General features: G+C 68.6%; 21 protein-coding genes. 12 read left to right on the top strand and 9 right to left on the bottom strand.

Translation table 11 applies throughout. The features are described from left to right. The first annotated feature begins 78 nt into the window (after positions 1-78). The 4 genes from pdxR to METUNV2_RS0102990 all read left to right on the top strand — a co-directional run bounded on the left by pdxR (position 79) and on the right by METUNV2_RS0102990 (position 5,529). On the top strand, positions 79-1,554 hold the full coding sequence (gene pdxR, locus METUNV2_RS0103005) for a MocR-like pyridoxine biosynthesis transcription factor PdxR (RefSeq protein ID WP_018228039.1): 1,476 nt from the start codon (positions 79-81) through the stop codon (positions 1,552-1,554). Positions 1,555-1,704: 150 nt separating this feature from the next. Then, positions 1,705-3,837 (top strand): molybdopterin-containing oxidoreductase family protein, encoded by a 2,133-nt coding sequence (locus METUNV2_RS0103000; protein WP_018228038.1) that lies wholly within the window; start codon positions 1,705-1,707, stop codon positions 3,835-3,837. 3 nt (positions 3,838-3,840) lie between these two features. Next, the gene (locus METUNV2_RS0102995; RefSeq protein WP_026187830.1) at positions 3,841-4,146 is read left to right on the top strand and encodes a ferredoxin family protein; all 306 of its coding nucleotides are present in this window, start codon (positions 3,841-3,843) and stop codon (positions 4,144-4,146) included. Positions 4,147-4,152: 6 nt separating this feature from the next. After that, on the top strand, positions 4,153-5,529 hold the full coding sequence (locus tag METUNV2_RS0102990) for an FAD-dependent oxidoreductase (protein WP_026187829.1): 1,377 nt from the start codon (positions 4,153-4,155) through the stop codon (positions 5,527-5,529). A gap of 21 nt (positions 5,530-5,550) precedes the next feature. On the opposite strand, the gene METUNV2_RS0102985 is transcribed toward METUNV2_RS0102990, so the two are convergent. Beyond that, a complete protein-coding gene (locus tag METUNV2_RS0102985; protein ID WP_018228035.1) occupies positions 5,551-6,804 on the bottom strand; it encodes an Hsp70 family protein in 1,254 nt (417 codons plus the stop codon). Between the two features lie 70 nt (positions 6,805-6,874). Beyond that, on the bottom strand, positions 6,875-7,732 hold the full coding sequence (locus tag METUNV2_RS0102980) for an ATP-grasp domain-containing protein (protein ID WP_036271163.1): 858 nt from the start codon (positions 7,730-7,732) through the stop codon (positions 6,875-6,877). A gap of 148 nt (positions 7,733-7,880) precedes the next feature. On the opposite strand from METUNV2_RS0102980, the gene METUNV2_RS0102975 reads away from it, so the two are divergent. The 3 genes from METUNV2_RS0102975 to METUNV2_RS0102965 all read left to right on the top strand — a co-directional run bounded on the left by METUNV2_RS0102975 (position 7,881) and on the right by METUNV2_RS0102965 (position 14,041). Beyond that, positions 7,881-10,877 carry an EAL domain-containing protein gene (locus tag METUNV2_RS0102975; RefSeq protein ID WP_157281295.1) on the top strand — a complete coding sequence of 999 codons (2,997 nt, stop codon included), beginning with the start codon at positions 7,881-7,883 and terminating at the stop codon, positions 10,875-10,877. Positions 10,878-10,946: 69 nt separating this feature from the next. Then, a complete protein-coding gene (locus METUNV2_RS0102970; protein WP_018228032.1) occupies positions 10,947-13,571 on the top strand; it encodes an EAL domain-containing protein in 2,625 nt (874 codons plus the stop codon). A gap of 77 nt (positions 13,572-13,648) precedes the next feature. Next, entirely contained in the window at positions 13,649-14,041 is a 393-nt protein-coding gene (locus tag METUNV2_RS0102965) for a TraR/DksA family transcriptional regulator (RefSeq protein ID WP_157281292.1), read from the top strand. 16 nt (positions 14,042-14,057) lie between these two features. Here the strand turns inward: METUNV2_RS0102965 and METUNV2_RS18835 are convergent, their stop codons facing one another. Then, on the bottom strand, positions 14,058-16,883 hold the full coding sequence (locus METUNV2_RS18835; protein ID WP_232415597.1) for a bifunctional diguanylate cyclase/phosphodiesterase: 2,826 nt from the start codon (positions 16,881-16,883) through the stop codon (positions 14,058-14,060). A 279-nt stretch (positions 16,884-17,162) separates the two neighbouring features. Here METUNV2_RS18835 and METUNV2_RS0102955 point away from each other — a divergent pair, with 279 nt between their 5' ends. The 4 genes from METUNV2_RS0102955 (at position 17,163) to METUNV2_RS0102940 (ending at position 19,819) form a co-directional block, all read left to right on the top strand. Continuing rightward, positions 17,163-17,651, top strand: a complete 489-nt coding sequence (locus METUNV2_RS0102955; protein WP_018228029.1) for a VOC family protein — start codon at positions 17,163-17,165, stop codon at positions 17,649-17,651. Then, positions 17,652-18,017 carry a YciI family protein gene (locus METUNV2_RS0102950; RefSeq protein WP_018228028.1) on the top strand — a complete coding sequence of 122 codons (366 nt, stop codon included), beginning with the start codon at positions 17,652-17,654 and terminating at the stop codon, positions 18,015-18,017. It abuts the gene before it with no gap. A 99-nt stretch (positions 18,018-18,116) separates the two neighbouring features. Beyond that, entirely contained in the window at positions 18,117-18,530 is a 414-nt protein-coding gene (locus tag METUNV2_RS0102945) for a YciI family protein (RefSeq protein WP_018228027.1), read from the top strand. A gap of 2 nt (positions 18,531-18,532) precedes the next feature. Beyond that, complete coding sequence (locus METUNV2_RS0102940; RefSeq protein WP_018228026.1) at positions 18,533-19,819, top strand: RNA polymerase sigma factor; 1,287 nt, start codon at positions 18,533-18,535, stop codon at positions 19,817-19,819. 45 nt (positions 19,820-19,864) lie between these two features. On the opposite strand, the gene METUNV2_RS0102935 is transcribed toward METUNV2_RS0102940, so the two are convergent. From METUNV2_RS0102935 to METUNV2_RS0102925, 3 genes are read right to left on the bottom strand one after another with little or no spacing between them, the layout of a single operon-like run. Continuing rightward, positions 19,865-20,806, bottom strand: coding sequence for a phosphatidate cytidylyltransferase (locus METUNV2_RS0102935; RefSeq protein ID WP_018228025.1), 942 nt, complete (start codon positions 20,804-20,806; stop codon positions 19,865-19,867). Beyond that, positions 20,803-21,417, bottom strand: a complete 615-nt coding sequence (locus METUNV2_RS0102930) for a lysophospholipid acyltransferase family protein (RefSeq protein WP_018228024.1) — start codon at positions 21,415-21,417, stop codon at positions 20,803-20,805. The genes METUNV2_RS0102935 and METUNV2_RS0102930 overlap by 4 nt, the downstream gene beginning before the upstream one ends. Next, complete coding sequence (locus tag METUNV2_RS0102925) at positions 21,411-22,049, bottom strand: CDP-alcohol phosphatidyltransferase family protein (RefSeq protein ID WP_018228023.1); 639 nt, start codon at positions 22,047-22,049, stop codon at positions 21,411-21,413. Before METUNV2_RS0102925 ends, METUNV2_RS0102930 begins: the two co-directional genes overlap by 7 nt. Positions 22,050-22,262: 213 nt before the next feature. On the opposite strand from METUNV2_RS0102925, the gene METUNV2_RS0102920 reads away from it, so the two are divergent. Beyond that, positions 22,263-24,269: a methyl-accepting chemotaxis protein gene (locus tag METUNV2_RS0102920; RefSeq protein WP_018228022.1), complete on the top strand. Its 2,007-nt coding sequence runs from the start codon at positions 22,263-22,265 to the stop codon at positions 24,267-24,269. Positions 24,270-24,425: 156 nt separating this feature from the next. On the opposite strand, the gene METUNV2_RS0102915 is transcribed toward METUNV2_RS0102920, so the two are convergent. The 3 genes from METUNV2_RS0102915 to METUNV2_RS0102905 form a co-directional block, all read right to left on the bottom strand. Continuing rightward, positions 24,426-24,860 carry a hypothetical protein gene (locus tag METUNV2_RS0102915; protein WP_018228021.1) on the bottom strand — a complete coding sequence of 145 codons (435 nt, stop codon included), beginning with the start codon at positions 24,858-24,860 and terminating at the stop codon, positions 24,426-24,428. Between the two features lie 60 nt (positions 24,861-24,920). Beyond that, a complete protein-coding gene (locus METUNV2_RS0102910) occupies positions 24,921-25,550 on the bottom strand; it encodes an HAD hydrolase-like protein (RefSeq protein WP_026187827.1) in 630 nt (209 codons plus the stop codon). Between the two features lie 85 nt (positions 25,551-25,635). Continuing rightward, a complete protein-coding gene (locus METUNV2_RS0102905; protein WP_018228019.1) occupies positions 25,636-25,959 on the bottom strand; it encodes a YggL family protein in 324 nt (107 codons plus the stop codon). Between the last annotated feature and the right edge of the window lie 92 nt (positions 25,960-26,051).

The following is a 26,051-nucleotide window of genomic DNA, read 5'->3' as shown; positions in this document are numbered from 1 at the left end:
CCCGGCCGCACTGCTGCTAATCTGCAGGGCATGCGCGGCCGGGCCGGCCGCCGGAACGACTTCTCCCGACCCCACGCCGTGCATCTGCCCATCCTCCTCGACACGTCCCGCGACAGCACGCTGCAGGCGCAGATCGTCGCGCAGATGCGCGCGCTGATCGAACACCACATGCTGCCGCCGGGTGCGCCAGTGCCAGCCACGCGCGACCTCGGGCGCCAGATCGGCGTATCGCGCAACACGGTCACCGCCGCCTACGACGAACTGATCGCACAGGGCTATCTGTACACCGAACGCGCGGTCGGCACCTTCGTCGCGCGTACGCTGCCCGACCACCTCATCCGCTCGCCCGACAGCCGCGACGACCTGCGCAGCGGCGCCGAACACCGCGCACTGAACCTGCCGCTGCCCTACGGCGGGCGCGGGCTGACCGGCCTGCACCGGCCGGCACAGCCGGCGCTGAGCGCCGACTTCGTGTTCGGCCGCATCGATCCGCGCAGCTTCCCGGAGCGCATCTGGCGCAAGCTGATCACCGAATGCCTCGGTGGTGCGGCCGAGCGCATGAGCGAATACAGCCACCCGGCCGGCCTGCCCGAACTGCGCCAGCTCATCGTGAACCATCTGGCGACCACGCGCGGCATGGTGGCGTCCGCCGAACAGGTGATGCTGGTGGCCGGCTTCCAGCAGGGCATCGATCTGGTGGCGCATCTTTTCGTCGGCACCCGCACGCCGGTGGTGATGGAAGCGCCCACCTACCGCGGTGCGGCCTTCCTGTTCGAAAGCTATGGCGCGCAGATCATTCCGGTGACGGTGGATGCGCACGGCGTGGACGTGCGTCAGCTGCCGCAGCGGCGGGTGAAGCTGGTCTATGTCACGCCGTCACACCAGTTTCCGACCGGCGGCACAATGCCGCTGCACCGCCGGCTGGCGCTGCTCGAATGGGCGGCGCGCAACGGTGCCTACATCCTGGAAATCGACTACGACGCCGACTTCCGCTACGAAGGCGCGCCGCTGCCCACGCTGCAGTCGCTGGACCGCAACGGCTGCGTCATCTACGTGAATGCCTTCACCCGCTCGCTCGGGCCCGGCCTGCGCATCGGCTACATGGTGCTGCCGCGCGATCTGGTGCGCACCGCGACCACCATCAAGTCGCTGATGGACAACGGCCTGCCCTGGCTGGAACAGGCGGCGCTGGCGCAGTTCATCCGCGACGGCAGTTACGACACCCATCTGCGCCGGCTGCGCACCGCCCATGAGGCACGCCGCAACGCGCTGGTCGGCGCGCTGCGCGCACGGCTGCCCGAGGTCCGCATCCAGGGCGCCGACGCCGGCCAGCACGTGCTGCTGCATCTGCCCGAATCCTGCCCGCCGGCGGCCGACGTACAGGCCGCCGCACGCGGCTTCGGCACCGGCGTCTATCCGCTGTCCGACAGCCCGGTGTGCTTCCACGAACAGCTGCCCGGGCACGAACGCTGCCTGATGCTGGGCTACACCCATCTGGCCGAACCGCAGATCGAACAAGGCATCGCCGGGCTGGCCGACGCGCTCGGTCGCTGACCGCGGCCGTCGGGCCCCGGCGCTGGCACCATCCTTTTTTCTCGGACTGGCCCTGTCTCGCTTGCGCAGCGCTGACTAACTTTCACCCGGCAGACATCAGGAGCGGACCCCGCAGAGGGCCCGACCATCCACCTCTACCGGGAGCAAGCCATGTCCACCCATTCGAGCGAAACCCGTGTCGTACGCGGTGCCTGTCCGCAGGACTGCCCCGACACCTGTGCCTTCCTGTACCACGTCGAGGACGGGAAACTAGTCGAGGTGACCGGCGACCCCGATCACCCGATGACGCGCGGCGGGCTGTGCGTGAAGCTGAAGAACTTCGCCGAGCACCACTACAACCCGGACCGCCTGCTGTACCCGATGAAGCGGGTCGGCCCCAAGGGCGCGGGCATGTTCGAGCGCATCAGCTGGGACGAGGCGCTGGCGACGATCAAGTCCAAATGGACCGACATCATCGCGCAGTACGGCGCACAGGCCATCATGCCGCACGCCTATCTGGGCCATCAGGGCACGCTGAACGGACTGACCTCGGGCGACGCCTTCTTCAACCGGCTCGGCTCCACCGTGGCCGAGAAGACCTACTGCGAATCCGGCTCGTCCACCGCGTGGATCATGACCGTAGGGCCGATCGGCGGCATGGATGTGGAAAGCCTGGCGGTATCGAAGTACATCATCGTGTGGGGCATGAACATGCTCAACACCAATCTGCACGCCTGGCCCTTCGTGCTGAAGGCGAAGGCGGCCGGCGCCAGGGTGGTGGTGATCGACCCGGTGCGCACCCGCACCGCCAAGCAGGCGGACTGGCACATCCGGATCAAGCCGGGCACCGATGCCGCGCTGGCGCTGGGCATGATGAACGTGATCATCAGCGAAGACCTGTACGACCACGACTACGTCGAGAAATACACGCTGGGCTTCGACCAGCTGAAGGCGCGCGCGGCCGAATTCCCGCCCGAGCGGGTGTCCGACATCACCGGCATTCCGGTGGTGGACATCCTGACGCTGGCGCGCGAATACGCCGGCACGCCGCGCTCGGCCATCCGCCAGGGCGTGGCGGTCGAGCGCAGCCCGGGCGGCGGCGACGCGGTTCGCGCCATCACCTGTCTGCCGGCACTGACCGGTGCCTGGCGTCATCCCGGTGGCGGCACGATAGAAATGTCGATCTGGGACTTTCCGATACGCGGCGACTTCCTGTGCCGGCCGGACTGGATTCCGCCGGGCACGCGGGTGGTGAACGAGCTGGATCTGGGCGCCGCGCTGACCGGTGCCATGCCGCTGGACCCGCCGATCCAGTCGCTGTTCGTCTACAACTCGAACCCGGTATCGCAGGCGCCGGCCGCCGGCACCATCGTCGAAGGCCTGCTGCGCGAAGACCTGTTTACCGTGTGCAGCGAACTGTTCATGACCGACACCGCCAAGTACGCCGACATCCTGCTGCCGGCCACGATGCAGGCGGAACAGCTGGACATCATGGTCACCTGGGGCCACTTCTACGTGTCGCTGAACCAGCCCGCCATCGCACCGCCGGGTGAATGCGTACCCAATGTCGAACTGTTCCGCCGTCTGGCGAAAACCATGGGCTTCACCGACGCGCACTGGGATCTCGACGACTGGGACATGCTGGCGCGCAGCTATGACTGGGACGCGCCGGTGATGAAGGGCATCACGCTGGATCTGCTGAAGGAAAAAGGCTGGATGCGGCTGAACGTCGGCGCGCCGGACGAACGCGCACCGCACGCCACCGGCGATTTCAAGACACCTTCGGGCAAGTGCGAATTCGCCGCCAGTCTGGCCGCCAGCGGCAACTTCGTCGCACCGGTCTGGCGCTCCGGCTACGAAGCCTTCCAGCCCGGCACGCCGGTCGATCCGGTGCCCAATTACATTCCGCCGGCGGAAACGCTGGCCGCGGACGGCGAAGCCGCCTTCCCCATCAGTCTGGTGTCACCGAAGCCGCACGCCTTCCTGAACACGCAGTACGCGAACGAGCCGACGCAGCAGCGGCGGCAGGGCGAACAGATCATCGTCATCCATCCGATCGACGCCGCGCCGCGCCGCATCGAACAGGGCAGCTATGTGCGGGTGTTCAACGAACGCGGCGCCTTCGAGGCGCGCGCCGAAGTGAGCGAAGACGTGTGGCCCGGACTGATGATGACCAATGTCGGCCACTGGCCGGGTCTGAACCGCAGCGGCACCGCGGTGAACTCGACCACTTCGACCCGGCACTGCAATCTGGGCCAGGCCGGCACCTATTCCGACAACCGCGTCGACGTGCAGAGGGTGTGAGCGATGACCCATGTCGTGACTGATAACTGCCGCGGCTGCCGCTACACCGACTGCGTGGCAAGCTGCCCGGTGGCCTGCTTCCATGTGAACGAGGTGCGGGTCTACATCAACCCGGAGGTGTGCATAGACTGCAGCGCCTGCATACCGGCCTGCCCGGTCGGCGCCATCGTCGAGGAATTCGATCTGCCGGACGACCAGCAGCACTGGATGCGCATCAACGCCGAGGCGGCGCAGCGCTATCCGGTCATCCGCGCGCGTCTGGCACCGCTCGACAGCGCCGAGGCGCGGCGGCGGCAGCTGGGGCGGTGACGCGCGATGGCGATTCCCGGAACTGAAAGCCACCCGCTGCGCGTGGCCATCGTCGGCAGCGGGCCCGGCGGCTTCTACGCCGCCGAAGCCCTGCTGGAAAGCGGCCTGCAGGTGGAAATCGATCTGATCGAACGTCTGCCCGTGCCCTACGGTCTGGTGCGCTTCGGCGTCGCGCCCGACCACGCGAAACTGAAGTCGGTCACCGCGGTGTTCGCACGCATCGCCGAAGACCCGCGGCTGCGCTTCTTCGGCAATGTCGAAGTCGGGCACGATCTGTCGGTGCAGCAGCTGGGTGCGCTCTACCACGCGGTCGTCGTCGCCACCGGCGCGGCCGGCGACCGCCGGCTCGGCATCGCCGGCGAGCATCTGCCCGGCGTGCACGCGGCCGGCGATTTCGTCGGCTGGTACAACGGCCGGCCGGAATGCGCCGATCTCGAATTCGATCTCGATCAGGAGGTCGCCGTGGTGATCGGCCAGGGCAATGTGGCGATCGACGTGTGCCGCATCCTCGCGTCGCCGATCGACGCGCTGCGCCGCACCGACATCGCGGCGCACGCACTCGACGCGCTGGCGCGCTCGCGCGTCCGCGAAATCCATCTGGTCGGCCGGCGCGGCCCGGTGCAAGCGAAATTCACGCCGAAAGAGCTGCGCGAACTGGGCGCCCTGCCCGGCTGGCAGCCTCGCGTAACGCCGGACGCGCTGCAGCTGAATGTCGCCAGCCAGACCGAACTGACGCTGCCCGGCTTCGTCCACGCAGCGCGCAATCTGGACATCCTGCGCGGCTTCGCGCAGTCGCCGGCCGACGACGGGCGACGCCCGCTGCACCTGCATTTCCACCGCGCGCCGGTGGCGCTGAGCGGCGAGCCGCGTGTAGAACGGATCGAACTGGAAGCGCAGGCGCTGTCGGGTGACGCCGGCGCGCAATCGGCCACACCGACCGGCGAGCGGCTGAGCCTGCCGGCCGGGCTGGTGCTGCGCAGCGTCGGCTACCGCGGCACGCCCTTGCCCGGCCTGCCCTTCGATCTGGTGCGTGGCGCGCTGCCGCACCGCGACGGTCGCCTGGTCGACACCGCAGGCAAGGTTCTGTGCGGCTGGTACGCCACCGGCTGGATCAAGCGCGGCCCGAGCGGTGTGATCGGCACCAACCGCGCCGACAGCGTGGACACGGTGGCCACTCTGCTGGCCGACGTGGCGGCGCTGGACGCGGTGAAAGCCGGCCGCGCCGGGCTGTGCGCACTGCTGGCGGCCGGCGGACAGCGGGTGGTCGATTTCACCGGCTGGAAGGTGATCGAGCGCGCCGAGATCGAACGCGGGCGACGGGATGGCAAGCCGGCGGAGAAGTTCGTGCGGATCGACGACATGCTGGCGGCGGCAACCGCCTGACCGGCGGGTACGCCCGGGCGTTCAGCCATAACGCTGCCGCGCCACCACCGCCAGACCGCAGCCGACGCTGCCGTACAGATCGCCTTCGACCGGCGTCGCATCCGGGAAGCGCGCGGCCAGCGCGCGGCGCAGCGCCGGCACGCCGCTGGAGCCGCCGGTGAAGAACAGCGTATCGACCGCGGACGGCGCAAGCCCGGCCTGGGCCACGCAGTCGAGCGCGGCGTCGCCGACCCGGGCGATTTCGGCGGCGATCGCGTCCTCGAAGGCGGCGCGGCTCACCGGCACGTGCAGGCCGGCTTCGGCCACGTCCAGATCGAGATCGACCGTGGGTGCGTCCGACAGTGCGATCTTGGCCGCTTCGGAGCGGATGGCGAGGTGGTGGCCGCTGCGCTCGCGCAGCACCCGCAGCAGGCGCTCGAAGCGGCGGCCGTCGACCACGTCGCGCGCCATGTCCTGCAGGCCGGGCAGCACGTCGCGCCGGTAGGCGAGATGGATGGTGTGCCAGGTGGCGAGATGGAAATAGGTGCTGTTGGGCAGCACCGCGCCCTTGGTCAGCAGGCCGCCCATGCCCAGTTCGGGCATGACGCAGGCCAGCGACAGCCGCTTGTCGAAATCGGTGCCGCCGATATGCACGCCGGTATTGCCCAGCAGATCGGCCGAGCGGTCGGCCTGCGTGCGGCGGTCGGGCGACAGCCGAACCAGTGAAAAGTCCGAAGTACCGCCGCCGATGTCCACCACCAGCACCAGCGATTCGCGCTGCACCGTCTGTTCATAGGCGTGCGCGGCGGCGATCGGCTCGAACTGGAAGCTCACGTCGCGGAAGCCGGCCCGGCGCACGATGTCGGCCAGCGTGTCTTCGGCCAGCCGGTCGGCTTCGGCGTCGTCGTCGACGAAGCGCACCGGCCGGCCGACCACGACCTGGTCGAAGCGCGTGCGCGCGGCCGCCTCGGCGCGCTTCTTCACCTCGCCGATGAAACCGCCGATCAGGTCGCGGAAAGCCAGGTGACGGCCGCCGACATCGGTGCCGGCGTCCATCAGGCCGCTGCCGAGCAGGCTTTTCATCGAGCGCATCAGCCGGCCTTCGTAGCCTTCCAGGTATTCGGCCAGCGCGGCGCGGCCGACCGCCATCGAGTCTTCGTCCAGATTGAAGAACACCGCCGACGGCAGCGTGGGCTTGCCGTCTTCCAGCGGCAGCAGGCGTGCCGGCCCGTCGTCGAGGATGGCGACGGTGGAATTGGACGTACCGAAGTCGATACCGCAGGCGGAGGTGTTCATCGTGCGGGGGGATGCAGCGGGGGCGCGCAGGGTAAGCGGCCTGCGCCCGCGGTGCAAGCCCGGCTGCGGCTCAGGGTGCGGCGCGCAGTGCGGCCGCCAGCCGCTCGGCGCTGCCCGGCGCGGTGTCGAGGAAGAGCGAGGGCTCGATCAGTTCCAGTTCGATCAGCACCGGCCGGCCGTCCAGCCTGAGCATGTCCACCCGCGCATAGACCCCGCCCGCCGGGGCGGCGGCCAGCGCCGCCCCGGCCAGCGCGCGCTCGTCGTCGTCCGGCTGATGCGGCAGCGCGACGCCGCCGTACAGATCCTGGCAGCGGAAATCGCCAGCCTGCGGCACCTTGCGCACCGCGTGCGAAAACTGCCCGCCAAAGTAGATCAGCGACACCTCGCCGTCGGCGATGGCGGGCAGAAAGGGCTGCAGCAGCACGTCGCCTTCGCCGGCCAGCGCCCGCAGGTGGTCTGCCACCGCAGCACTGTCGGCTGCACCGCGCAGCGCACCGAAGGCACCGATGGACACCGCCGGCTTCACCACCACTTCGGCCCCGCCGAACGCAGCCAGCGCCGCCTCCGGTGCCAGCTCACCCTGTTCGATGAAACGGGTGGGCACGATGGCCACGCCCTGACGCTGCAGGTCGAACAGATAGCGCTTGTGGCTGTTCCACTCGATCACCGGCAGCGGGTTGAGCAGCCGGCTGCAGGCCGCCACCCGGCGTGCCCAGGCCAGAAATTCGGGCAGACGGGTGTGGTAGTCCCAGGGCGAGCGCAGCACCACCCGGCCGAAGCGCGACCAGTCGACATCGGCGTCCCAGGACAGCAGTTCGACCGGCTCGCCGAGCGCGGCCATCAGCAGTGCGCCGTCGCTGTCCGGCTTGGGCATTTCAGCGCAGGTGACCAGCGCAAACGGCGTCCGGTCAAGGTCAGGAAGGTTCATGGGCAAGAGGGTTCAAACAACTTTGAAAACAAGGGGATGAATTTCAAGTCCGGAGCGCGCCGACCGTTAATCCGGATTGGCGGACATCATGCATCCGGCCCACCGGATGCGGGACACCATCCCACACGCGACACGGCAGAACCTCATCATGAACTCCTCCGATCAAGCCGGTTTCGGCAGCGCGCCGGCCGACGACTCGCACACCGAGGCACGACGGCTGGAAGCACTGCGTGTGTACCAGATACTGGACACCGTGCGCGAGACCCACTACGACCGCATCACCACGCTGGCTGCTTCGGCGCTGGACATGCCGGTGGCGCTGATCAGCCTGGTGGACCGCGACCGCATCTGGTTCAAGTCGGCCCACGGACTGGAGGTGAACGAAATTCCGCGCTGCGAGGGCTTCTGCGGGTCGGCCATCCGGCAGGACAGCGTGTATGAGGTGCCGGACACGCTGGAACATCCGGTCACGCGGCACGATCCGCTGGTCACCGGTGCGCCCGGCATCCGCTACTACGCCGGCGTACCGCTGCGGGTGGGCGAAGGGCACGCGGTCGGCGTGCTGTGCGTGCTCGACTTCAGACCCCGCCACCTCGACGACACCGGCCGCGCACGGTTGCGCGCATTCGCCGAACTGGCGTGCGACCAGATCGAGTTCCGCCACGCACTGAACCGGGTGCGCACGCTGGCTGACGCCGACCGGCGTTTCCGCGTGCTGTTCGAAAAGATCGCCGATCCGATGCTGCTGCTGGATGTCGAATCCGGCGTATTCACCGACTGGAACCCGGCCGCGCTGCGCATGCTGAACTACCCGGGCCGGGCACAGGTGATCGCGCTGCGGCCGGCCGACATTTCGCCCGCACTGCAGCCGGGCGGCCGGTCGTCAGCGGAAAAGGCCATCGAAATGATGGCCATCGCACGGCGCGACGGCAGCCACCGCTTCGAATGGGTGATCTGCAGCCCCTACAGCCCCGAGCGCTCGATCGAGGTGCTGCTGACCGCCGTGGTGATGGACGGTCGCGAGGTGTTCATCACCACCTGGCGCGACCTGAGCGCGCACAAGCAGGCCGAAGCCGCACTGGCGGAAAGCCGGCTGCGTCTGAAATTCGCGCTCGACGGCGCCGGTGACGGCGTGTGGGACTGGGACCTGGCGAACAGCACCGTGTTCTTCAGCCCGCGCTGGAAGAGCATGCTGGGCTACGCTGAAGACGAGATCGGCGCGACGCTGGAGGACTGGGCCGACCGGGTACACCCGGACGACAAGACCCGGGTGATGGCCGATGTGCAGGCGCATCTCGCCGGCCACACCGACCACTACGCCAACGAGCACCGCATGCGCTGCCGCAGCGGTGACTATCTGTGGATACTGGACCGCGGCAAGGTGGTGGAACGCGACGCCGACGGCCAGCCGCTGCGCATGGTGGGCACGCATACCGACATGTCCGAGCGGCGGCGCGTGCTGAGCGAACTGGAACATTCCGAGCACACCCAGCGCGCCCTGCTCGACGCCATGGCCGACGGCGTCTTCGTCGCGCAGGACTTCCGCTTCGTGTTCGCCAATACTGCGCTGCCGCGCATCCTCGGCTACTCCCGCGAAGAATTCATCGGCCTGCACTTTACCGACGTGGTGCATCCGGACTTCCTCGAACTGTGGTGCGAGCGCTTCCGGCTGCGGATCAGCTCCGGCCCCGAACCGCTGCGCCGCTACGAGGTGCAGTTCATGCACAAGAGTGGCCAGCGGCCAGTATGGATAGAACTGATCGCCTCGCGCTTCGTGCACGAAGGCGATCCGGCGGTGCTGGGCATCGTGCGCGACATCAGCGAAAAGAAGATCAACGAACAGATGATCTGGCGTCAGGCCAATTACGACGCACTGACCGGCCTGCCCAACCGCCACATGCTGATGCACAGGCTGGACCAGGAAATGAAGCTGTGCCAGCGCCACAACTGGTCGCTGGCGCTGCTGTTCATCGACCTCGACCGCTTCAAGGAAGTGAACGACACGCTGGGTCACGCGCTGGGCGACCGGCTGCTCAAGCAGGCGGCACAGCGCATCAGCGGCTGTCTGCGCGAAACCGACGTGGTGGCCCGCTTCGGCGGCGACGAGTTCACCGTGCTGCTGGGCGCGATCGAACAGCCTGAAGTGATCGAGGCCATCGCCGCGAAAATACTCGACCGGCTGCACCAGCCCTTCCAGCTCGACCAGCAGCTGGCCTATGTGTCGGCCTCGATCGGCATCACGCTGTACCCGGGCGAATCGGACAGCGTGGACGACCTGATGATGCATGCCGACCAGGCGATGTACGAAGCCAAGCGCGCCGGCCGCAACCGGGTGAGCTATTTCACCCGCTCGCTGCAGGACGACGCGGAGCGGCGCATGCGTCTGGTCGCGGACATGCACGCCGCGATCGAGCGGCATCAGTTCAGCCTCGTGTACCAGCCCATCGTGCACATCCCGTCCGGCAGCGTGCGCAAGGCGGAAGCGCTGATACGCTGGCAGCACCCGGAACGCGGCTATGTGTCGCCGGCCGACTTCATTCCGATCGCCGAAGAAACCGGCCTCATCCTGCCTATCGGCGACTGGGTGATGCGCACCGGCATCGAGTTCGCACGCGATCTCAAAACCCGCTTCGGCGACACCGTGCAGATCAGCCTGAACAAGTCGCCGGTGCACCTGCGCAACCGCAAGCCCGGCTATCCGTCGGTGGTGGAACTGCTGGCCGAATACGACGTGCCGGGCAGCCTGATCGCAGTGGAAATGACCGAAGGCATGCTGATCGAAGCCGACGAGCACACGCTGCAGCGACTGTACGCGCTGCGCGACGCCGGCGTGCAGGTGTCGCTGGACGATTTCGGCACCGGCTACTCCTCGCTGTCCTACCTGAAGAAGTTCGACATCGACTACCTGAAGATCGACCAGTCCTTCGTGCGCGGGCTGGCACCGCACTCCAGCGAGCGGGCGCTGTGCGAAGCCATGATCGTGATGGCGCACAAGCTGGGCATGCAGGTGGTGGCCGAAGGCGTGGAAACCCACGAACAGCTCGCGCTGCTGCGCGAGGCCGGCTGCGACTACGCACAGGGCTATCTGTTCTCGCGCCCGCTGCCGGCAGAACACTTCGAGGTCTGGTTGCGCGAGAATGGCTGAAAGGGGTTCCTGAACCCGAACCACCCGCCGGCGGCAGAGGCGGAAAAGAACGCAGCAACCGAAACGACCATGGCACTCGACCTCATCAAGGCCACCGCACTGCTGCTGGCACTCAGTCTGCTGGTAGGACTGAATGCCCGCTTCTGGCGCCACCGCGTGCTGGCGCGGCAGATCGGCGAAGGGCTGATCTACGGGGGCATCTGCGTGGTGGGCATGATGATGCCGATCACGCTGGCGCCCGGCCTCATCTTCGACGGCCGCTCGGCCGTACTGTCGATGGGGGCGCTGTTCGGCGGTCCGCTGACGGCCGGCATCGCGGGCCTGATCGCCGCCGGCTACCGGCTCAGCCTGGGCGGCACCGGCGCCGCGGTCGGGGTCAGCGTGATCGCGCTGTCGCTGCTGTGCGGTCTGGCATTGCGCCTGCTGATACGCAGCAACCGGGTACGCGAGGGGTTTTTCGCCTTCCTCTGTCTGGGCGCGGTCGTGCATCTGGCCGCGCTGATGCTGTTCATGACCTTCCCGTCCGCGCTGTCGCAGCGGGTGCTGGACGAACTGGCCCTGCCCTACCTGCTCACGCTGGCGCCGGCCGCCGCGCTGCTGGGCATGCTGCTGCTCGACCTGGAACGCCGCCGGGCGACCGAAGACGCGCTGGTGGCCAGCGAGGCGCGCATGCGGGCGATCACCGAAGCGATCCCGGACGTGCTCATGGTGATCGACGAGGACGGCCGCTACCGCAAGATTCGCGCTCCGGACAGTTCGCTGCTCGCCGCCGGCATCGACCGGCTGGACGGCCAGCTCATGTCCGCGGTGCTGCCGCCGGACAAGACCGCGCTGTTCCAGCGCTACATCGACCGCACGCTGAAGTCCGACACCACCGAAGTGCTCGAGTATTCGCTGGACACGCTGTCCGGGATGCGGGTGTTCGAAGCGCGCGCACGCGCGCTCGACATCACTTTCGACGGTCGCCGTGCGGTCGTGCTGCTCACCCGGGACATCACCGACCGGGTGCGGCTGGAGGAGGAACAGCGCATCGCCGCCATCGCCTTCGAATCGCAGCAGGGCATGATGATCACCGACGCCTACAGCGTCATCCTGCGGGTGAACAAGGCCTTCACCGCCATCACCGGCTTCAGCGCGGAAGAGGCGATAGGCAAGCGCACCAGCCTGCTGTCCTCCGGTCGCCACGACAGCGCTTTCTACCGTGCGATGTGGACCCGGTTGCACGCAGACGGCGCATGGGAGGGCGAAATCTGGAACCGGCGCCGCAACGGCGAGGTGTTCCCGGAGCGGCTGTCGGTCAGCGCGGTGCGCAACAGCCAGGGCCTGGTCACCCATTACGTCGCCGCCTTCATGGACATCACCTTCAGCAAGGCAGCCGAAGACGAAATCCGCCGGCTGGCCTTCTACGACGCGCTGACCGGCCTGCCCAACCGCCGTCTGCTGTCGGACCGCCTGGGCCAGACCATGGCGGCGAGCGGGCGCAATGGCCGCCACGGCGCGCTGATGTTCATCGATCTCGACGATTTCAAGAACGTGAATGATCTGCTCGGTCACCACAACGGTGACCTGCTGCTGCAGAAGGCCGGTGCGCGGCTGCGCGACATCGTGCGTGAAACCGACACCGTGGCCCGCTTCGGCGGCGACGAATTCGTGGTGCTGCTGGCCGACCTTCCGGACCAGTCGATCGACGCCGCACAGCAGGCCGAGCGGGTGGCCGAAGCCATGCTGGCCGCGCTGAACCGGCCCTATGTGCTGGACGGCCAGACCCGCCAGATCAGCGCCAGCATCGGCATCGCCATGTTCGCCGGCACCACGCACAGCATCGACGAAATGCTGCGCCGGGCCGATCTGTCGATGTACGAATCCAAGCAGCTGGGCAAGAACCGGCTGCAGTTCTTCGATCCGGTCATGCAGGAAACGGTGACCGCGCGGCTGCGGCTGGAAGACGAAATCCGCCTCGGTCTGGGGCGCGGCGAATTCGTCGTGTTCTACCAGCCGCAGGTGCGCGAAGGCCAGGGCATCGTGTCGGCCGAAGCGCTGGTGCGCTGGCGCCATGCCACCCGCGGCTTCGTGCCGCCGGCCCAGTTCGTACCGGTGGCCGAACGTGCCGGACTGATGCCCCAGCTCGGACGCGTGGTGATGGACGCCGCGCTGGAGCGCCTTTCCGCGTGGGCGCGCGAACCCGCCACCACCCACCTGTCGGTGTCCATCAACATCAGTGCCGCCCAGCTCTACCAGGACGGTTTCGCCGAATCTGTGCTGGAGGCGCTGAAGCGCACCGGCGCACCGGCGTCGCGGGTGGTGCTGGAACTGACCGAATCCATCCTGCTGGGCGACGTGGATGGCGCCATCGCGGTCATGCAGCGCCTGCGCGAACACGGCGTGCGCTTCTCGATCGACGACTTCGGCACCGGCTACTCGTCGCTGGGCTATCTGCAGAACCTGCCGATCAGCGAACTGAAGATAGACCGCACCTTCGTGCGCGATCTGCCGGACAACGAAAGCAATGTCGCCATCGTGCGCGCGGTGGTCGGTCTGGCGTCCGCAATCGGCCTCACCGTGATCGCCGAGGGCGTGGAGACCGAAGGCCAGCGGGCCGCACTGCTGGCCAACGGCTGTACGCTGTTCCAGGGCTATCTGTTCGCGCGGCCGCTGCCGGCGGAAGAGTTCGAACAGCTGCTGGCGACCGCCTGAGCCCGCCACCGGCGTTGATGTCGATCAACGCCGGCTGCAGATCCAGGTGGGAGCATGTCCGTACGGAGGACATGCAGATGGTCACATACACCCTGAATACCGCCGATCTGGAACGGCTCACCGCCCGCCTGCTCGCGCGTCGTCACGCGCTGGCAGCGCAGCGGCACATCCACCTCGGCGGCCAGAGCCGCACCGAGCATGCGCACGAAGTACTGCAGCAGGACGGCGACGACGCGCCACAGCGCGCGGCCGACCGCGAAGTCGACCTGATGCTCACCGATCAGGAAGAGGTCGAACTGGGCGCCATCGACGCTGCGCTGGAACGTCTGGCCGAAGGTCGCTACGGCCTGTGCGAGGACTGCGGCGAGAACATTCCGCTGCAGCGTCTGGAACTGACGCCCCAGGTACAGCACTGCGTCGGCTGCCAGGCGGTACGCGAACGCGGACGACTGCGCTGCACCAGCCTGTAAGCGGCTGCAGCGGCCATCAGGTCGCCGGCTGCACCAGCACCGCAGGCAGTTCGTCCACCGGCCGCGGGCGACTGAGCAGATAGCCCTGGAAGGCCGGGCAGCCGTGGCGCGCGAGGAAGGCCAGCTGTTCCGCCTTTTCCACGCCCTCGGCCACCACCCCGAGTTCCAGGCTGGCCGCCAGCGACAGGATGGTGCGCGCGATGGCGGCGCTGTTGGCGTCGGTCAGTACCTCGTCGACGAAGGACTTGTCGATCTTGAGCTGGTCCAGCGGCAGCTTCTTCAGATAGCTCAGCGACGAGTAGCCGGTGCCGAAATCGTCCAGCGCGAAGCGCACGCCGCGCTGCTGCAGCGCGCGCATGGTGCCCAGCGTCATGTCCAGATCGCGGTGCAGCATGCTTTCGGTCAGTTCGATGCGCAGCCGGTGCGGATCGGCCCCGCTGCTGGCCAGCGCCGCTTCCACCTTCTGCAGGAAGGCCGGATCGTGGAACTGACGCTCGCTCACGTTCACCGCCACGGTCCAGCACGCGCGCAGCGGGTCGTGCGCCCAGGCCGCCAGCTGGGCGCAGGCGGTTTCCAGCACCCACTGCCCCACTTCGAGAATCAGCGCGCTCTGTTCCGCCAGCGGTATGAACAGACCGGGCGGCACCATGCCGCGCTCCGGGTGGTGCCAGCGCAGCAGTGCCTCGACGCCGAGGATGCGCCAGTGCGCATCGGCCACCGGCTGGTAATGCAGTGCCAGCTCACCGCGTGCACCGGCACCGCGCAGTTCGCGCAGCAGCGTGGCACGGCGGGTGGTTTCCGCCTGCAGTCCGGGGTCGAAGAAGCACACCCGGTTGCGGCCGGCTTCCTTGGCCTTGTACAGCGCGATGTCGGCCTGCTTCAGCAGTTCGTCCGGGTCATCGCTGGCGGCGCGGAAGAACACCACGCCCATGCTCACCGTACTGCCCACCATCTGCCCACCCAGCTCGCAGGGCTGCTGCAGCGCCTCGCGCAGCGCTTCGCAGATGTGACCCATGCGCACCGAAGCGTCATCGATGTCGCTGCCCAGCTCCTCGACGATGACCACGAATTCGTCGCCGCCAAAACGGGCCACGGTGTCGCTGGCGCGCAGACGCGACAGCAGGCGGGACGACACCTGACGCAGCAGCGCGTCGCCCTGGGCGTGGCCCAGCGTGTCGTTGATCTCCTTGAAATTGTCCAGATCCATCAGCAGCAGCGCACCGTACTGGTGATCGCGATCGGCGCCGTCGATCGCGTGGCGCAGCCGGTCGCTCATCAGCCGCCGGTTGGGCAGGCCGGTCAGTTCGTCGTGGAAGGCCAGGCGCTGCGCCTCTTCTTCCGCCCGCTTGCGCTCGGTGATGTCGGCACGGATGGCGATGTACTGCGCCGGCTGACCGTCGGCATGCGACAGCGGCACGATGGTGGTATGCACCCAGTACAGCGAACCGTCTTTCGCCCGGTTGCAGATATCGCCGTGCCACACCTGACCGGAGGCGATGGTGCGCCACAGCTCGTCGAAAAAGCTGCGCGGATGACTGCCGGAATTGATCACCTTGTGGGTGCGCCCGATCAGCTCTTCACGTGCGTACTGCGAAATCTGGCAGAACTTGTCGTTCACCCGGGTGATCACGCCGCGCGCGTCGGTCACCGCGACGATGGCGTGCGCATCCAGCGCTGCCTTCAGTTCGCGCACCTCTTCCAGCGATTCCAGCCACTGCTGCCGCGCACGTTCGCGCTCGGTGGTGTCGGACAGCATGATGAGCAGACTGCGCGGCCGACCGTCAGCCGCCGGCTCCGGCACCAGCGTGACCGCCAGATGCAGGTCCTGTCCGGACGCGTCGCGCTGGCCTGCGTCGAACTCCACCCGCTCGCCGGCCAGCGCCCGCGGCAGATGAGGCTGCATCGCACTCATCAGGAAGGGCGGCAGGATGTCGCCAGCACGGCGGCCGACCAGGGCCTCGATCGACTGCCCCAGCAGACCGGCGCACACCCGGTTCACATAGCGCACCCGGAACTCGTGATCGATGCGGGCGATGCCTACGGGCACATTGCCGAGCAGCGCGTTCAGTTCGCTCTTGCGCGCCCGCGCCCGGATTTCCGACTGACGCAGCAGGTCGTAGGGCTCGCGCAGCCCGAGCACGAAACAGGCGCGGAACACGAATCCGTAGGCCACGATCTTGAACAGGTGGCCGAACACGTTCAGGAAATCCGACGGCGTGACATAGCTCGAAAAAGCCAGTTCACCCACGCCCATGACGAAGCTGGCCAGCGCGAAATGCAGCGTGCGCGGGTCCTGCGTACGGCGGTACTGCGCGAACAGCCAGGCCGCCACCAGCACGTTGCCGGCGCACAGCAGGTATTCCGTCAGGGACTTGAACCGGGTCACGCCCTGACCGGGCACGAAGGTTTCCGGAAACAGCGGCAGGCCGAAACTGCCGAACAGCAGCGCCGCCAGCACCGAAATCAGGCCCAGCGCCAGCCACAGCGTGCGGCCACCAGGCAGGCGCATGCGGGCGGCCAGCAGCAGTACGGTGAGCAGTTCGACGCTGCGGCCCAGCAGCCAGAAGAAGATGGCGCGCGAAGTGCTGCTGTCGACCAGCAACGGCGGCATGCCCTCATAGGTCAGCGCGTGGATGAGATCGGCCCCCGCCACCACGCTGAAACCGTAGATCAGTATTCTTGACGCGTCGTCGGCGGTGCGGTCCAGCCGGTGCCAGGCCATGACCACCACCAGCGACGACACCATGACCGAGAAGATTTCCAGCAGCAGATGGGTCGCCAGCATGGCGCCGTGCCGGTCCTTGAACAGGGCGACAGGCGGCATCATGATGGCTACCGCCATCAGCAGCACCGCGCCGAGGCAGACTGCGGGGACCCAGGCAGGTACCGGGGCGGCTGTATTCGCGTGTGTTGTCGTGGTCATGGAGAAAGAGTTCAGGCCGGCATGGCACGCGGCTTTCCGGGCTATGGTCTCACGCTAAGACCTCACCCGCAGCGGGTCAAGCCGGAGCGCACCGGCCACTCCGACGGACTGCGCGGTGTGATGTCGATATGCACACGGCCCGTTCGTCGTGCAGGAAGGCCGGCACGTCGCCGGCCCCGAACCGAGAGGAGAACGCATATGAGCGACCCGCGCAGCGGCGCCCTGCCGCCAGGCCTGCACACCGTCACGCCGCACCTGCTCTGCCGCGACGCGGCAGCCATCATCGACTTCTGCGTGCGCGCCTTCGGCGCCAGCGAAATCCTGCGCCTGCCCGCGCCCGGCGGCCGCATCATGCACGCGCAGATCCGCATCGGCGACTCCGCCGTCATGCTGGCCGACACCCATCCGGACTGCGGCAGCCGCGACCCGGACGGCCTGGGCGGCACGCCGGTGGTGCTGCACCTGCAGGTGCCGGACGTGGATGCGATCTACGACCGCGCGCTCGCCGCCGGCGCGGTGTCGGTCATGCCGCCGCAGGACATGTTCTGGGGTGATCGCTACGGCCAGGTGCGCGACCCGAATGGCCATGTGTGGGCGCTCGCCACCCATGTGCGCGACGTATCACCGGACGAACTGCTCGCCGCAGTTGCCGCCATGGCCGGCAACTGCGCACCGAAGGAGGCCTGAATGCCGCACATGCTGCTCATCATCGAACCGGTCGGCCAGCGCGCCACCCGCACCGAAGCCGAAGGCCGCGCCGCGTACGACAGCATGACCGCCTTCGCTGGCGAACTGGCGGCGGCCGGCCTGCTGACCGGTGCCGAATCGCTGAAGGTCGACGCCCGCCGCGTGCAGGTGCGTGGCGGCCGCACCGAAGTCATCGACGGCCCGTTCGCCGAAGCCAAGGAAATGATAGGCGGCTACTTCATGCTGGCCACCGAAGACAGGCAGCAGGCGCTGGACATCGCCGCACGCTGCCCGGCCGCCGCCTGGGCCACGGTGGAGGTGCGCAGCTTCGGCCCCTGCTTCGACGACAGCCACGCGCCCGGCTGACCCGGCCCGCGCCGTGTCGAAAACCGGCGCCGTCGTCCGTCGTGACGATGACGGCGCCCATCCGACCTTCACTGGCGCCACTGCCGGGGAGACCGCACCATGCGTTACATGATCATCGTCAAGGCCAGCGCCGACAGCGAAGCCGGCGTCATGCCGGAGGCGCCGCTGCTCGCGGCCATGGCCGGCTATCACGAAGAACTGGCCCGCGCCGGCGTGCTGCTCGACGCCAACGGCCTGCAGCCCAGCGCGCGCGGATGGCGCATCCGCTACCGCGGCGGCGAACGCAGCGTGACCGACGGCCCGTTCGCCGAATCGGCGGACATGATCGCCGGCTACACGCTGATCCAGGTCGGCTCGCCGGAAGAGGCGCTCGAATGGAGCCGCCGCTTCCCTAATCCGGCCGGAGAGGGGCAGGACGCTGAAATCGAGGTGCGCCGCGTATTCGAGCTGGAGGACTTCACGCCCGGCGCCGAGATCGAGCGCTTCCGCGCGCTCGACGGGCGCGCCGCCTGAGCATGGCCGGCAGCGACCTGCACCGCACGCTGGACGCGGTCTGGCGCATCGAGTCGGCGCGCATCATCGGCACGCTGGCGCGCATGGTGCGCGATGTCGGCATCGCCGAAGAACTGGCGCAGGACGCACTGGTGGCCGCGCTCGAACAGTGGCCGCACAAGGGCGTGCCGGACAATCCGGGCGCCTGGCTCACCGCCACCGCCAAGAACCGCGCGCTCGACCTGCTGCGCCACCGCAGCATGCAGGCCGGCAAGGCCGACGCGCTGACCTGGGAGATCGAAACCCAGCTGCAGGACGGCGCCCCGCCGGCACCGGACGCCGGCTTCGACAACCCGGTGGGCGACGACGTGCTGCGCCTCATATTCGTCGCCTGCCACCCGGTGCTGCCGCCGGAAGCCCGGGTGGCGCTCACGCTGAAAATGGTCGGCGGCCTCGCCACACCGGACATCGCGCGCGCCTTTCTGGTGCCGGAAGCCACGCTGGCCCAGCGCATCGTGCGCGCCAAGCGCACGCTCAGCGAAGCGCGCGTGCCCTTCGAACTGCCGGGCCCGGCCGAACTGGGCGAGCGGCTCGACGCGGTGCTGCGGGTGATCTACCTCATCTTCAACGAAGGCTACGCCGCCACCGCCGGCGAACACTGGACCCGCCCGGCACTGTGCGACGAAGCGCTGCGCCTGGGTCGGGTGCTGGCCACGCTGGCGCCTGACGTGGCCGAGGTGCACGGGCTGGTCGCGCTGATGGAAATCCAGGCCTCGCGGCTGCGCGCCCGCAGCGACGCCGACGGCCGGCCGGTGCTGCTGCTGGACCAGGACCGCGGTCGCTGGGACCGCCTGCTCATCCGCCGCGGCCTGGCCGCGCTGGAACGGGTGGATGCGCTCGGCGGCGCCTATGGCCCGTACGCGCTGCAGGCCGCCATCGCCGCCTGTCACGCGCGGGCCGCCCGCGCCGGCGACACCGACTGGCCGCGCATCGCCGCGCTGTACGACGCGCTGGCCCAGGTTGCGCCGTCGCCGGTGGTGGATCTGAACCGCGCGGTCGCGGTGGGCATGGCCTTCGGCCCGGCCGCCGGGCTGGATCTTGCCGACGCACTGCGCGACGAACCCTCGCTGCAGCACTATCCGCTGCTGCCCGCAGTGCGCGGCGATCTGCTGGAAAAATGCGGCCGGCTGGCCGAAGCAGCCGATGCCTTCCGGCTGGCCGCCGCCCTCACCCGCAACACGCGCGAACAGGCGGTGCTGATCGGACACGCGCAGCGCTGCGCCGGCCACCCGGAAGACGGCGGCCACTGAGCGCCCGGCATGACCGGCGGGGGCAGAGACTCAGGGCATGAAGACTCAGGGCGTAAAGAAATAGCGCGTCAGGTGGAAAAACACCGGCGCGGCAAAACTGACCGAATCCATGCGGTCCATCATGCCGCCGTGCCCCTCTATCATGCGGCCCCAGTCCTTCGCGCCCAGACTGCGCTTGACCGCAGACAGCACCAGCCCGCCGAGAAAGCCCATCAGCACGATGGCTGCCGCCATGCCGGCGGCCTGCAGCGGCGAGAAGGGCGTGATCCACCACATCGCCGCGCCGACCGCGGTGGCCGACAGCGCGCCACCGACGAAGCCCTCCACGGTTTTTGACGGGCTCACCACCGGCGCGATCTTGGTGCGCCCGAACAGCTTGCCGAACACGTACTGCAGCACGTCGGACAGCTGCACCACCAGCATCATGTAGAACAGCAGCAGCGCATTGCGCCCCTCGTAGCCGGGTATGTCGAGCAGCAGCAGCGCCGGTACGTGGCTGATGCAATAGACGGTGAGCATGACGCCCCACTGGATCTTGGCCGCGCGCGCGAGGAAGTCGCCGGTGTCCTGCGCCAGCACTGACAGCGAGGGCAGCAGCAGGAAACCGTAGACCGGGATCAGGATGGAAAACAGCCCGTACCAGTCGCGCGCGATCAGCAGGTACTGCAGCGGAATGGCGATGAAGAAGGCGACCGACAGCGCCCGATGGTCGCCCGGCCGGGTCGGTGTCAGCGTCATGAATTCGCGCAGCGCGAACCACGACACCAGCGCGAACATGACGATGGTGGCGGTCGGCCCCAGCAGATAGGCCAGCGCGAACACGCCCACCATCACCCACCATGCGCGGATGCGCGCATTCAGGTTGTCCACCACCGCGCGCGCGCCCTCGCCCGCCCGGCGCCCGAGCACAGCACCGATGCCGGAGGCCAGCGCCAGCACCGCAGCGATGCCGCCCATGAGTACATAGAAGGTCTGCTGCGCAGTCATGCCTGCTCTCCATGGGCCAGCGCGACCACCGCAGTGCGCGCGCGTTCGAGGAAGTCGGTGCGCGTTTCGCCTTCGATGCGCACGAGCGGCGCGCCGAAACGCACGGTACAGATCAGCGGCACCGGAAACAGGCTGCCCTTGGGCAGACAGCGGTGCAGGTTTTCCAGATACACAGGCACCAGTTCCACCGCCGGAAAACGCTGGGCCAGATGGAACAGGCCCGCCTTGAACGGGCCAGGCAGCGGCTGCAGATTGCGCGTGCCCTCCGGGAACAGGATGAGCGAATCGCCCGCGCTCAGCGCCTCGGCCAGCGGCGCCAGCGGATCGGCCGCCGGATCGCTGCGCTGGCGCTCGATGAAGACCGCATTGAGGCCGCGCACCGCGATGCAGCGGCGCAGCGCGTCGGTGTTCCAGTAATCGGCGGCAGCCACCGGCCGTGTGTGCCGGCGCAGCGCCGGCGGCAGTGCTGACCACAGCGCCAGCGTGTCGATGTGGCTGGAATGGTTGGCGAAATAGATGCGCTGTACGTCGCTGGGGCCCGCCCCCTGCCAGCGCGGTGCAGCACCGACCAGCGCCCGGGTCAGGCCGATCAGCAGGGCGGAGATCAGCATGTGCGTTCCGCCTCCAGCAGCGCCTGCGCGATGCCGCGCGTGCGCGTGACGCAGGTGATCGCCGACCCGACCGCGATCACCGCTGTCGCCAGCTGCAGCGCATGCAGGCTGCCGGCCCAGGCCTGCTCGGCGGCGCCGATCAGGCAGGCCGCGGTCAGTACCGCCATCCGGTGCTGCTTGGCCATCGGCCCGCGAAAGCTCTGTGCCTGCCCCAGCGCACCGCCGGACACCCGCACGTAGGCGGTGAGCGCCGCCGCCAGTGCGCCGAACCAGCCCAGCGCCGGCCAGCCGGCGGCATAGCCCAGCGCCACGATGAGCAGCGAATCCGCGATGCGGTCAGGGAATTCGTTGTACAGCGCGCCCAGCGCCGATTTGCGCCCGCCCTCCACGGCCACCATGCCGTCGAGCAGATTGCAGATGAGCCGGCCCTGCACCGCCAGCGCACAGCCGATCAGGCCGGCCGGCGTCGGCCGCCAGAGCAGCAGCGCTGCGCCGAGTGCGGCGAACACGATGCTGAAAACCGAAATCTGGTTGGGCGTGATGGCGCTGCGCGCCAGCGCCGCCGCACTGCGCCGCGCCCAGCCGGCCGAACGCGCGGCAATCGGCCGCCGGTTGTCCTGCGCATCATTCATCGATCATCTCTCCCGCGGTAAAGGACATCACACCCCGTGCCAGCCACCGTGACGACAATGGATTGTGCCGTCAACACACACCGTCGTCATGACCCGCGCTCTTCCCTCCGGAACGCCCGGCCGGCGCGGCCGGGCGCGCTGTCACGAGAACTTCATTCAAATCGCCGCGGCGCCGGCCGATGTCTGCCGCAACATCGGCTTCAGCTTCGCTCCATGAAAATCGCTTCCCTGCTCTGCACCCCAGCCGTACGCGCAGTACGCCATCTCGGCTTCCGCACCAAGCTCACCCTGATCGGCGGCGTGAGCGCACTGTTCATGCTGCTGCTCGTGCTGCAGCTGGTTCATGGCTGCTACGGCGAACTGGCCGAAGCGTCGCGCGAGCACCGCGCCACCGGTCTGGCCGGCGAACTGGTCGCGCTGATGGAGCACAGCCAGCACTGGCGACGCACACTGCTGTCCGGTCAGGACGCCCAGGCCGCCGCCGCCGCGGTATCTGGCCGGCTGGCCGTACTGGCGGCCGACCCGCGCACGCAGGCTGCCGGCATGCATGAGGCGCTGGCGCAGATCGCGCAGGACTGGCAGGTGCTGCAGGACAGCGAAGCGCCCACGTCCATCCGCGCCCGCCAGCGTCTGCTGGAAACGAGCGGCCACTGGCTGGACCGGCAGCTTGACGGTCTGCGCGCACTGGGCGAACGCAACGGCCTGCTGACCGACCGCGACGGCACCGGGCAGCAGCTGGCCGCACTCGCGCTGATCGAACTGCCGGCCATCGGCGAAGCGATGCAGCGGGTAGACCTGATCGGCAGCCAGGCCATCGCGGACGGCAGCCTGCCGGAAAAGGCGCGGCTCGCACTGATCGACAACAGCAGCGCCGCACGCATCCACGCGCACGCACTGCGTGCCGGCTACCGGCGCCTGGCCGGCAGCGAACTGATGACCGACGCCGGCACGCTGGCCGAGCAGCCACAGCGGCTGCTACAGGGCGTCGAGGACGGCGGCCTGATGGTGGCCGGGCTGTCGGTGAATACCACCTACGGCGCCGACGAATTCAAGCGCACGTTCGCGCCCGCGCTGCAGGCGGCGACTACCCTGCAGCGTGCCGCACTGCAGGCCAGCGACCGACATTTCGCCGCCCGGGTCGAACGGACGCGGCAGTCGCTGTGGCTGCTCGGCCTGCTGTCGGTGCTGCCGGTCGCGCTCACCGTGGTGCTGGTGGTCGCGGTCTATGCCTCGATGCGGCGCGAACTGGACCAGATCCGCCTGCTCGCCGACGCGCTGTCGCGCGGCAACCTGACGGTGCGCGCCCGCGTCGAAAGCCGCGACGAGATCGGCCAGGTCGGGCATGCGCTGAACGCGGTGGCCGATTCGCTGCAGTCGCTGGTGCGCGAACTGCTGGACGAGGGCGACGACATGGCAGGCGCGGTCGACAGCTATGCCCGCGCGGCCGGTGCCGCCACCGGCGCGGTCGACCACCAGCTCTCGCACAACGGCACGGTGCTGGCCGGCATGGAGGCACTGGCGGTCGAAGCACAGCGGCTGGCCGAGCAATCGGGCACCGGCTTCGCGCTGATGGAAGCCGCCAGCAGCTCGTCGGCCGAAGGCGCAACGCTGCTGCGCCGGGTCGGCAGCGACGTCAGCGCCGTGGCCAGTGCGGTGGAGGCGGCTGCAAAGCGCATCGCCCGGCTCGACAGCGAGGCGCGCGACATCCAGCGCATCGTCGGCCTCATCCGCGAAATCGCCGACCAGACCAATCTGCTGGCGCTGAACGCGGCCATCGAGGCAGCGCGAGCCGGCGAACACGGCCGCGGCTTCGCGGTGGTGGCCGACGAGGTGAGAGCGCTGTCCGAACGGACCGGCGCCGCCACCCAGGACATCGCCGCGGTGGTGTCGCGCATTGGCAGCCTGAGCACTGAAGTGGCTGGCACGATGAGCGACACCGCGCGCCAGACTGCGCGCAGCGCACGCTTCAGCGACGAAGCCGGCCACATTCTGGAACGCATCGAACGCGCGTCGGCCGACGCGCTGCACGCATTGAGCGCAGTGCGCAGCTCGATCGAAGGACAGGAACGTCAGGCTGACGGGGTGATCGCTTCGGCCCGCGAAGCAAGCCGCATCACTGAAGACAGCGGATCGGCCATCCGCGCGATGTCGGGCCAGACCCGCCGGCTGTCCGATCTGGCCGCACGGCTGCGCGCCACCACCGCCCGTTTCACCGTTTGAGCGGCAATCGAGAGTAGATCGGGAGCGGCGGGAGCAAAAACATCCATCGTCCGGGGCAGGACGATGGATCAAGAACCACAGCAAGGCTGTGGAGGAGGAGGCCGGCAGTGTGCCGCGGCAAAGTGACGTGCGTGCGACAGCGGCCTCCGGTCGCTTTCAGCCCGGCGCGACCGGATAGACCGGAAACACGATGAGGCCGCAGCCGGCCAGCAGCCAGAACACCGCCGAGAACGCGTACGGTGCCACCATGGTCAGCACGACCACGCCCTTCCAGCGCTCATGCCGTGGCGGCCGCGGCAGGGCGCCGGCGGCGTAGGCGGCCTCCTGATAGAAGGTGACCAGCCGCGAAATGCGCAGTTCGGCCAGCAGGAAGAGCACCGACAGCACCAGCCCGACCGCCGCCAGACCGACCCGGTGCGGCACATGCGCGATGAACAGCGTGCCGCCCTGCGAAAACGCGAACGACAGCAGCGCGCCCAGTACCGCCGAAAACACGGTGAACATGGCGAAACGCATGGTGCCGTAGTGGCGGGCGGTCTCACCGGCGATGCGTGCCAGTTCAAGGCGGGGATTTTCGTGTTCGCCACTCATGATACGAACCTCCGTGATCGATGACGGCACGATACACGCTGCTGTCGCGGCACCGCCCTTTCAGCCGGTCAGCAACGCCTGCAGTGTCTGCGGCGTCTCGCACAGCCGCACGCCGGTCAGGCCGGTGAAGCGCGCCGGCGCGGTGTAGCCCCAGGCGACCGCGATGAAATCCAGCCCGAGCGTGCGCGCCACGTCGAGGTCGCGCAGCTCGTCGCCCACGCTGACCGTGCGTTCAGCAGGTACGCAGGCCGCCTTCATCACCCGCCGGGTGAGCGGCGCCTTGCCGAACAGCGAAGCACCGCAGCCCCAGTGCGCGACCAGCGGCCGGCAGGCCGGGCCGAGCACCCGCTCAACCGTGTCGCGCGCATTCGACGTGACGATGCCGACCGGCACGCCCGCCGCTTTCAGCGCCTGCAGCAGTTCGGGCACGCCGTCGAACAGCCTCACTTCGTCCGCCCGCCGGCGCACGCAGTCGCGCATGGTGCGCGCGACCCAGGGCAGCTTCCAGAACGGAATGCCCGACTCAGCCACGATTTCGCGCGCACTGAGCTGGCGCAGGCGCGCCAGCTCCGCATGCTCGAAACTGCGGAAGCCATGCCGCTTCGCCGCGTAAGTCCAGGCGTCGAGGAACAGATGGAAGGAATCGGCCAGCGTGCCGTCGAAGTCGAACAAGACGAGGTCGGGCTTCATGGTGATGACGGGCTGATCGCGGCAGACCGCATCGGCCGACCTGCCGTGACGGGATGAGAGGCCTGTGTACCGGCCCCGCCCGCGCTCAGCGTTCGAGATACCACACGTCGATCAGCGGACCGACGTTCGCTTCGCTCACCTCGGGGCGCGCGGCGAGCCAGGCGCGGACCGCCTCGCGGTGCGACTCGTCCGCCGAGCCGCGCTTGCGCAGACAGGCCATGCCGTCGGTCGAACCGCCATAGAGCAGCCCGTTGGCTTCGATCGCGTCACCGATGAAGGCATCCCAGAAGGCGCCCATCTGTTCGGCGGACAGGCCGGCGTTCAGCCTGAACATGAGCTCGAAACCCATTTCCTGAAACTCATCGACATGCAGCTTCTTGCGCAGACGGCGCGAACGGTGGCGTGACATTCAGTACTCCTGACGACGGACAGCGTGAAATGACCGAGGGCAGCTCACGACGCGAGCCGACCCTTCGGCATAGTCCGGCGCGAATCGCCGGA

Origin of the sequence: Methyloversatilis universalis EHg5, from assembly GCF_000378945.1 — a bacterium.
GTDB lineage: Bacteria > Pseudomonadota > Gammaproteobacteria > Burkholderiales > Rhodocyclaceae > Methyloversatilis > Methyloversatilis universalis_A.
This window is presented reverse-complemented; position numbering and strand designations above follow the sequence as displayed.

Coding starts and splice junctions, on each gene's coding strand:
- METUNV2_RS0102905 (WP_018228019.1), bottom strand. CDS start 25,959: ATGTCACGCCACCGTTCGCGCCGTCTGCGCAAGAAGCTGCATGTCGAT.
- METUNV2_RS0102950 (WP_018228028.1), top strand. CDS start 17,652: ATGCCGCACATGCTGCTCATCATCGAACCGGTCGGCCAGCGCGCCACC.
- METUNV2_RS0102945 (WP_018228027.1), top strand. CDS start 18,117: ATGCGTTACATGATCATCGTCAAGGCCAGCGCCGACAGCGAAGCCGGC.
- METUNV2_RS0102980 (WP_036271163.1), bottom strand. CDS start 7,732: ATGAACCTTCCTGACCTTGACCGGACGCCGTTTGCGCTGGTCACCTGC.
- METUNV2_RS0102990 (WP_026187829.1), top strand. CDS start 4,153: ATGGCGATTCCCGGAACTGAAAGCCACCCGCTGCGCGTGGCCATCGTC.
- METUNV2_RS0102995 (WP_026187830.1), top strand. CDS start 3,841: ATGACCCATGTCGTGACTGATAACTGCCGCGGCTGCCGCTACACCGAC.
- METUNV2_RS0102920 (WP_018228022.1), top strand. CDS start 22,263: ATGAAAATCGCTTCCCTGCTCTGCACCCCAGCCGTACGCGCAGTACGC.
- METUNV2_RS0102965 (WP_157281292.1), top strand. CDS start 13,649: ATGGTCACATACACCCTGAATACCGCCGATCTGGAACGGCTCACCGCC.
- METUNV2_RS0102915 (WP_018228021.1), bottom strand. CDS start 24,860: ATGAGTGGCGAACACGAAAATCCCCGCCTTGAACTGGCACGCATCGCC.
- METUNV2_RS0102925 (WP_018228023.1), bottom strand. CDS start 22,049: ATGAATGATGCGCAGGACAACCGGCGGCCGATTGCCGCGCGTTCGGCC.
- METUNV2_RS0102985 (WP_018228035.1), bottom strand. CDS start 6,804: ATGAACACCTCCGCCTGCGGTATCGACTTCGGTACGTCCAATTCCACC.
- METUNV2_RS0102935 (WP_018228025.1), bottom strand. CDS start 20,806: ATGACTGCGCAGCAGACCTTCTATGTACTCATGGGCGGCATCGCTGCG.
- METUNV2_RS0102975 (WP_157281295.1), top strand. CDS start 7,881: ATGAACTCCTCCGATCAAGCCGGTTTCGGCAGCGCGCCGGCCGACGAC.
- METUNV2_RS0102940 (WP_018228026.1), top strand. CDS start 18,533: ATGGCCGGCAGCGACCTGCACCGCACGCTGGACGCGGTCTGGCGCATC.
- METUNV2_RS0102970 (WP_018228032.1), top strand. CDS start 10,947: ATGGCACTCGACCTCATCAAGGCCACCGCACTGCTGCTGGCACTCAGT.
- METUNV2_RS0102910 (WP_026187827.1), bottom strand. CDS start 25,550: ATGAAGCCCGACCTCGTCTTGTTCGACTTCGACGGCACGCTGGCCGAT.
- METUNV2_RS18835 (WP_232415597.1), bottom strand. CDS start 16,883: ATGGCGGTAGCCATCATGATGCCGCCTGTCGCCCTGTTCAAGGACCGG.
- METUNV2_RS0102930 (WP_018228024.1), bottom strand. CDS start 21,417: ATGCTGATCTCCGCCCTGCTGATCGGCCTGACCCGGGCGCTGGTCGGT.
- METUNV2_RS0102955 (WP_018228029.1), top strand. CDS start 17,163: ATGAGCGACCCGCGCAGCGGCGCCCTGCCGCCAGGCCTGCACACCGTC.
- METUNV2_RS0103000 (WP_018228038.1), top strand. CDS start 1,705: ATGTCCACCCATTCGAGCGAAACCCGTGTCGTACGCGGTGCCTGTCCG.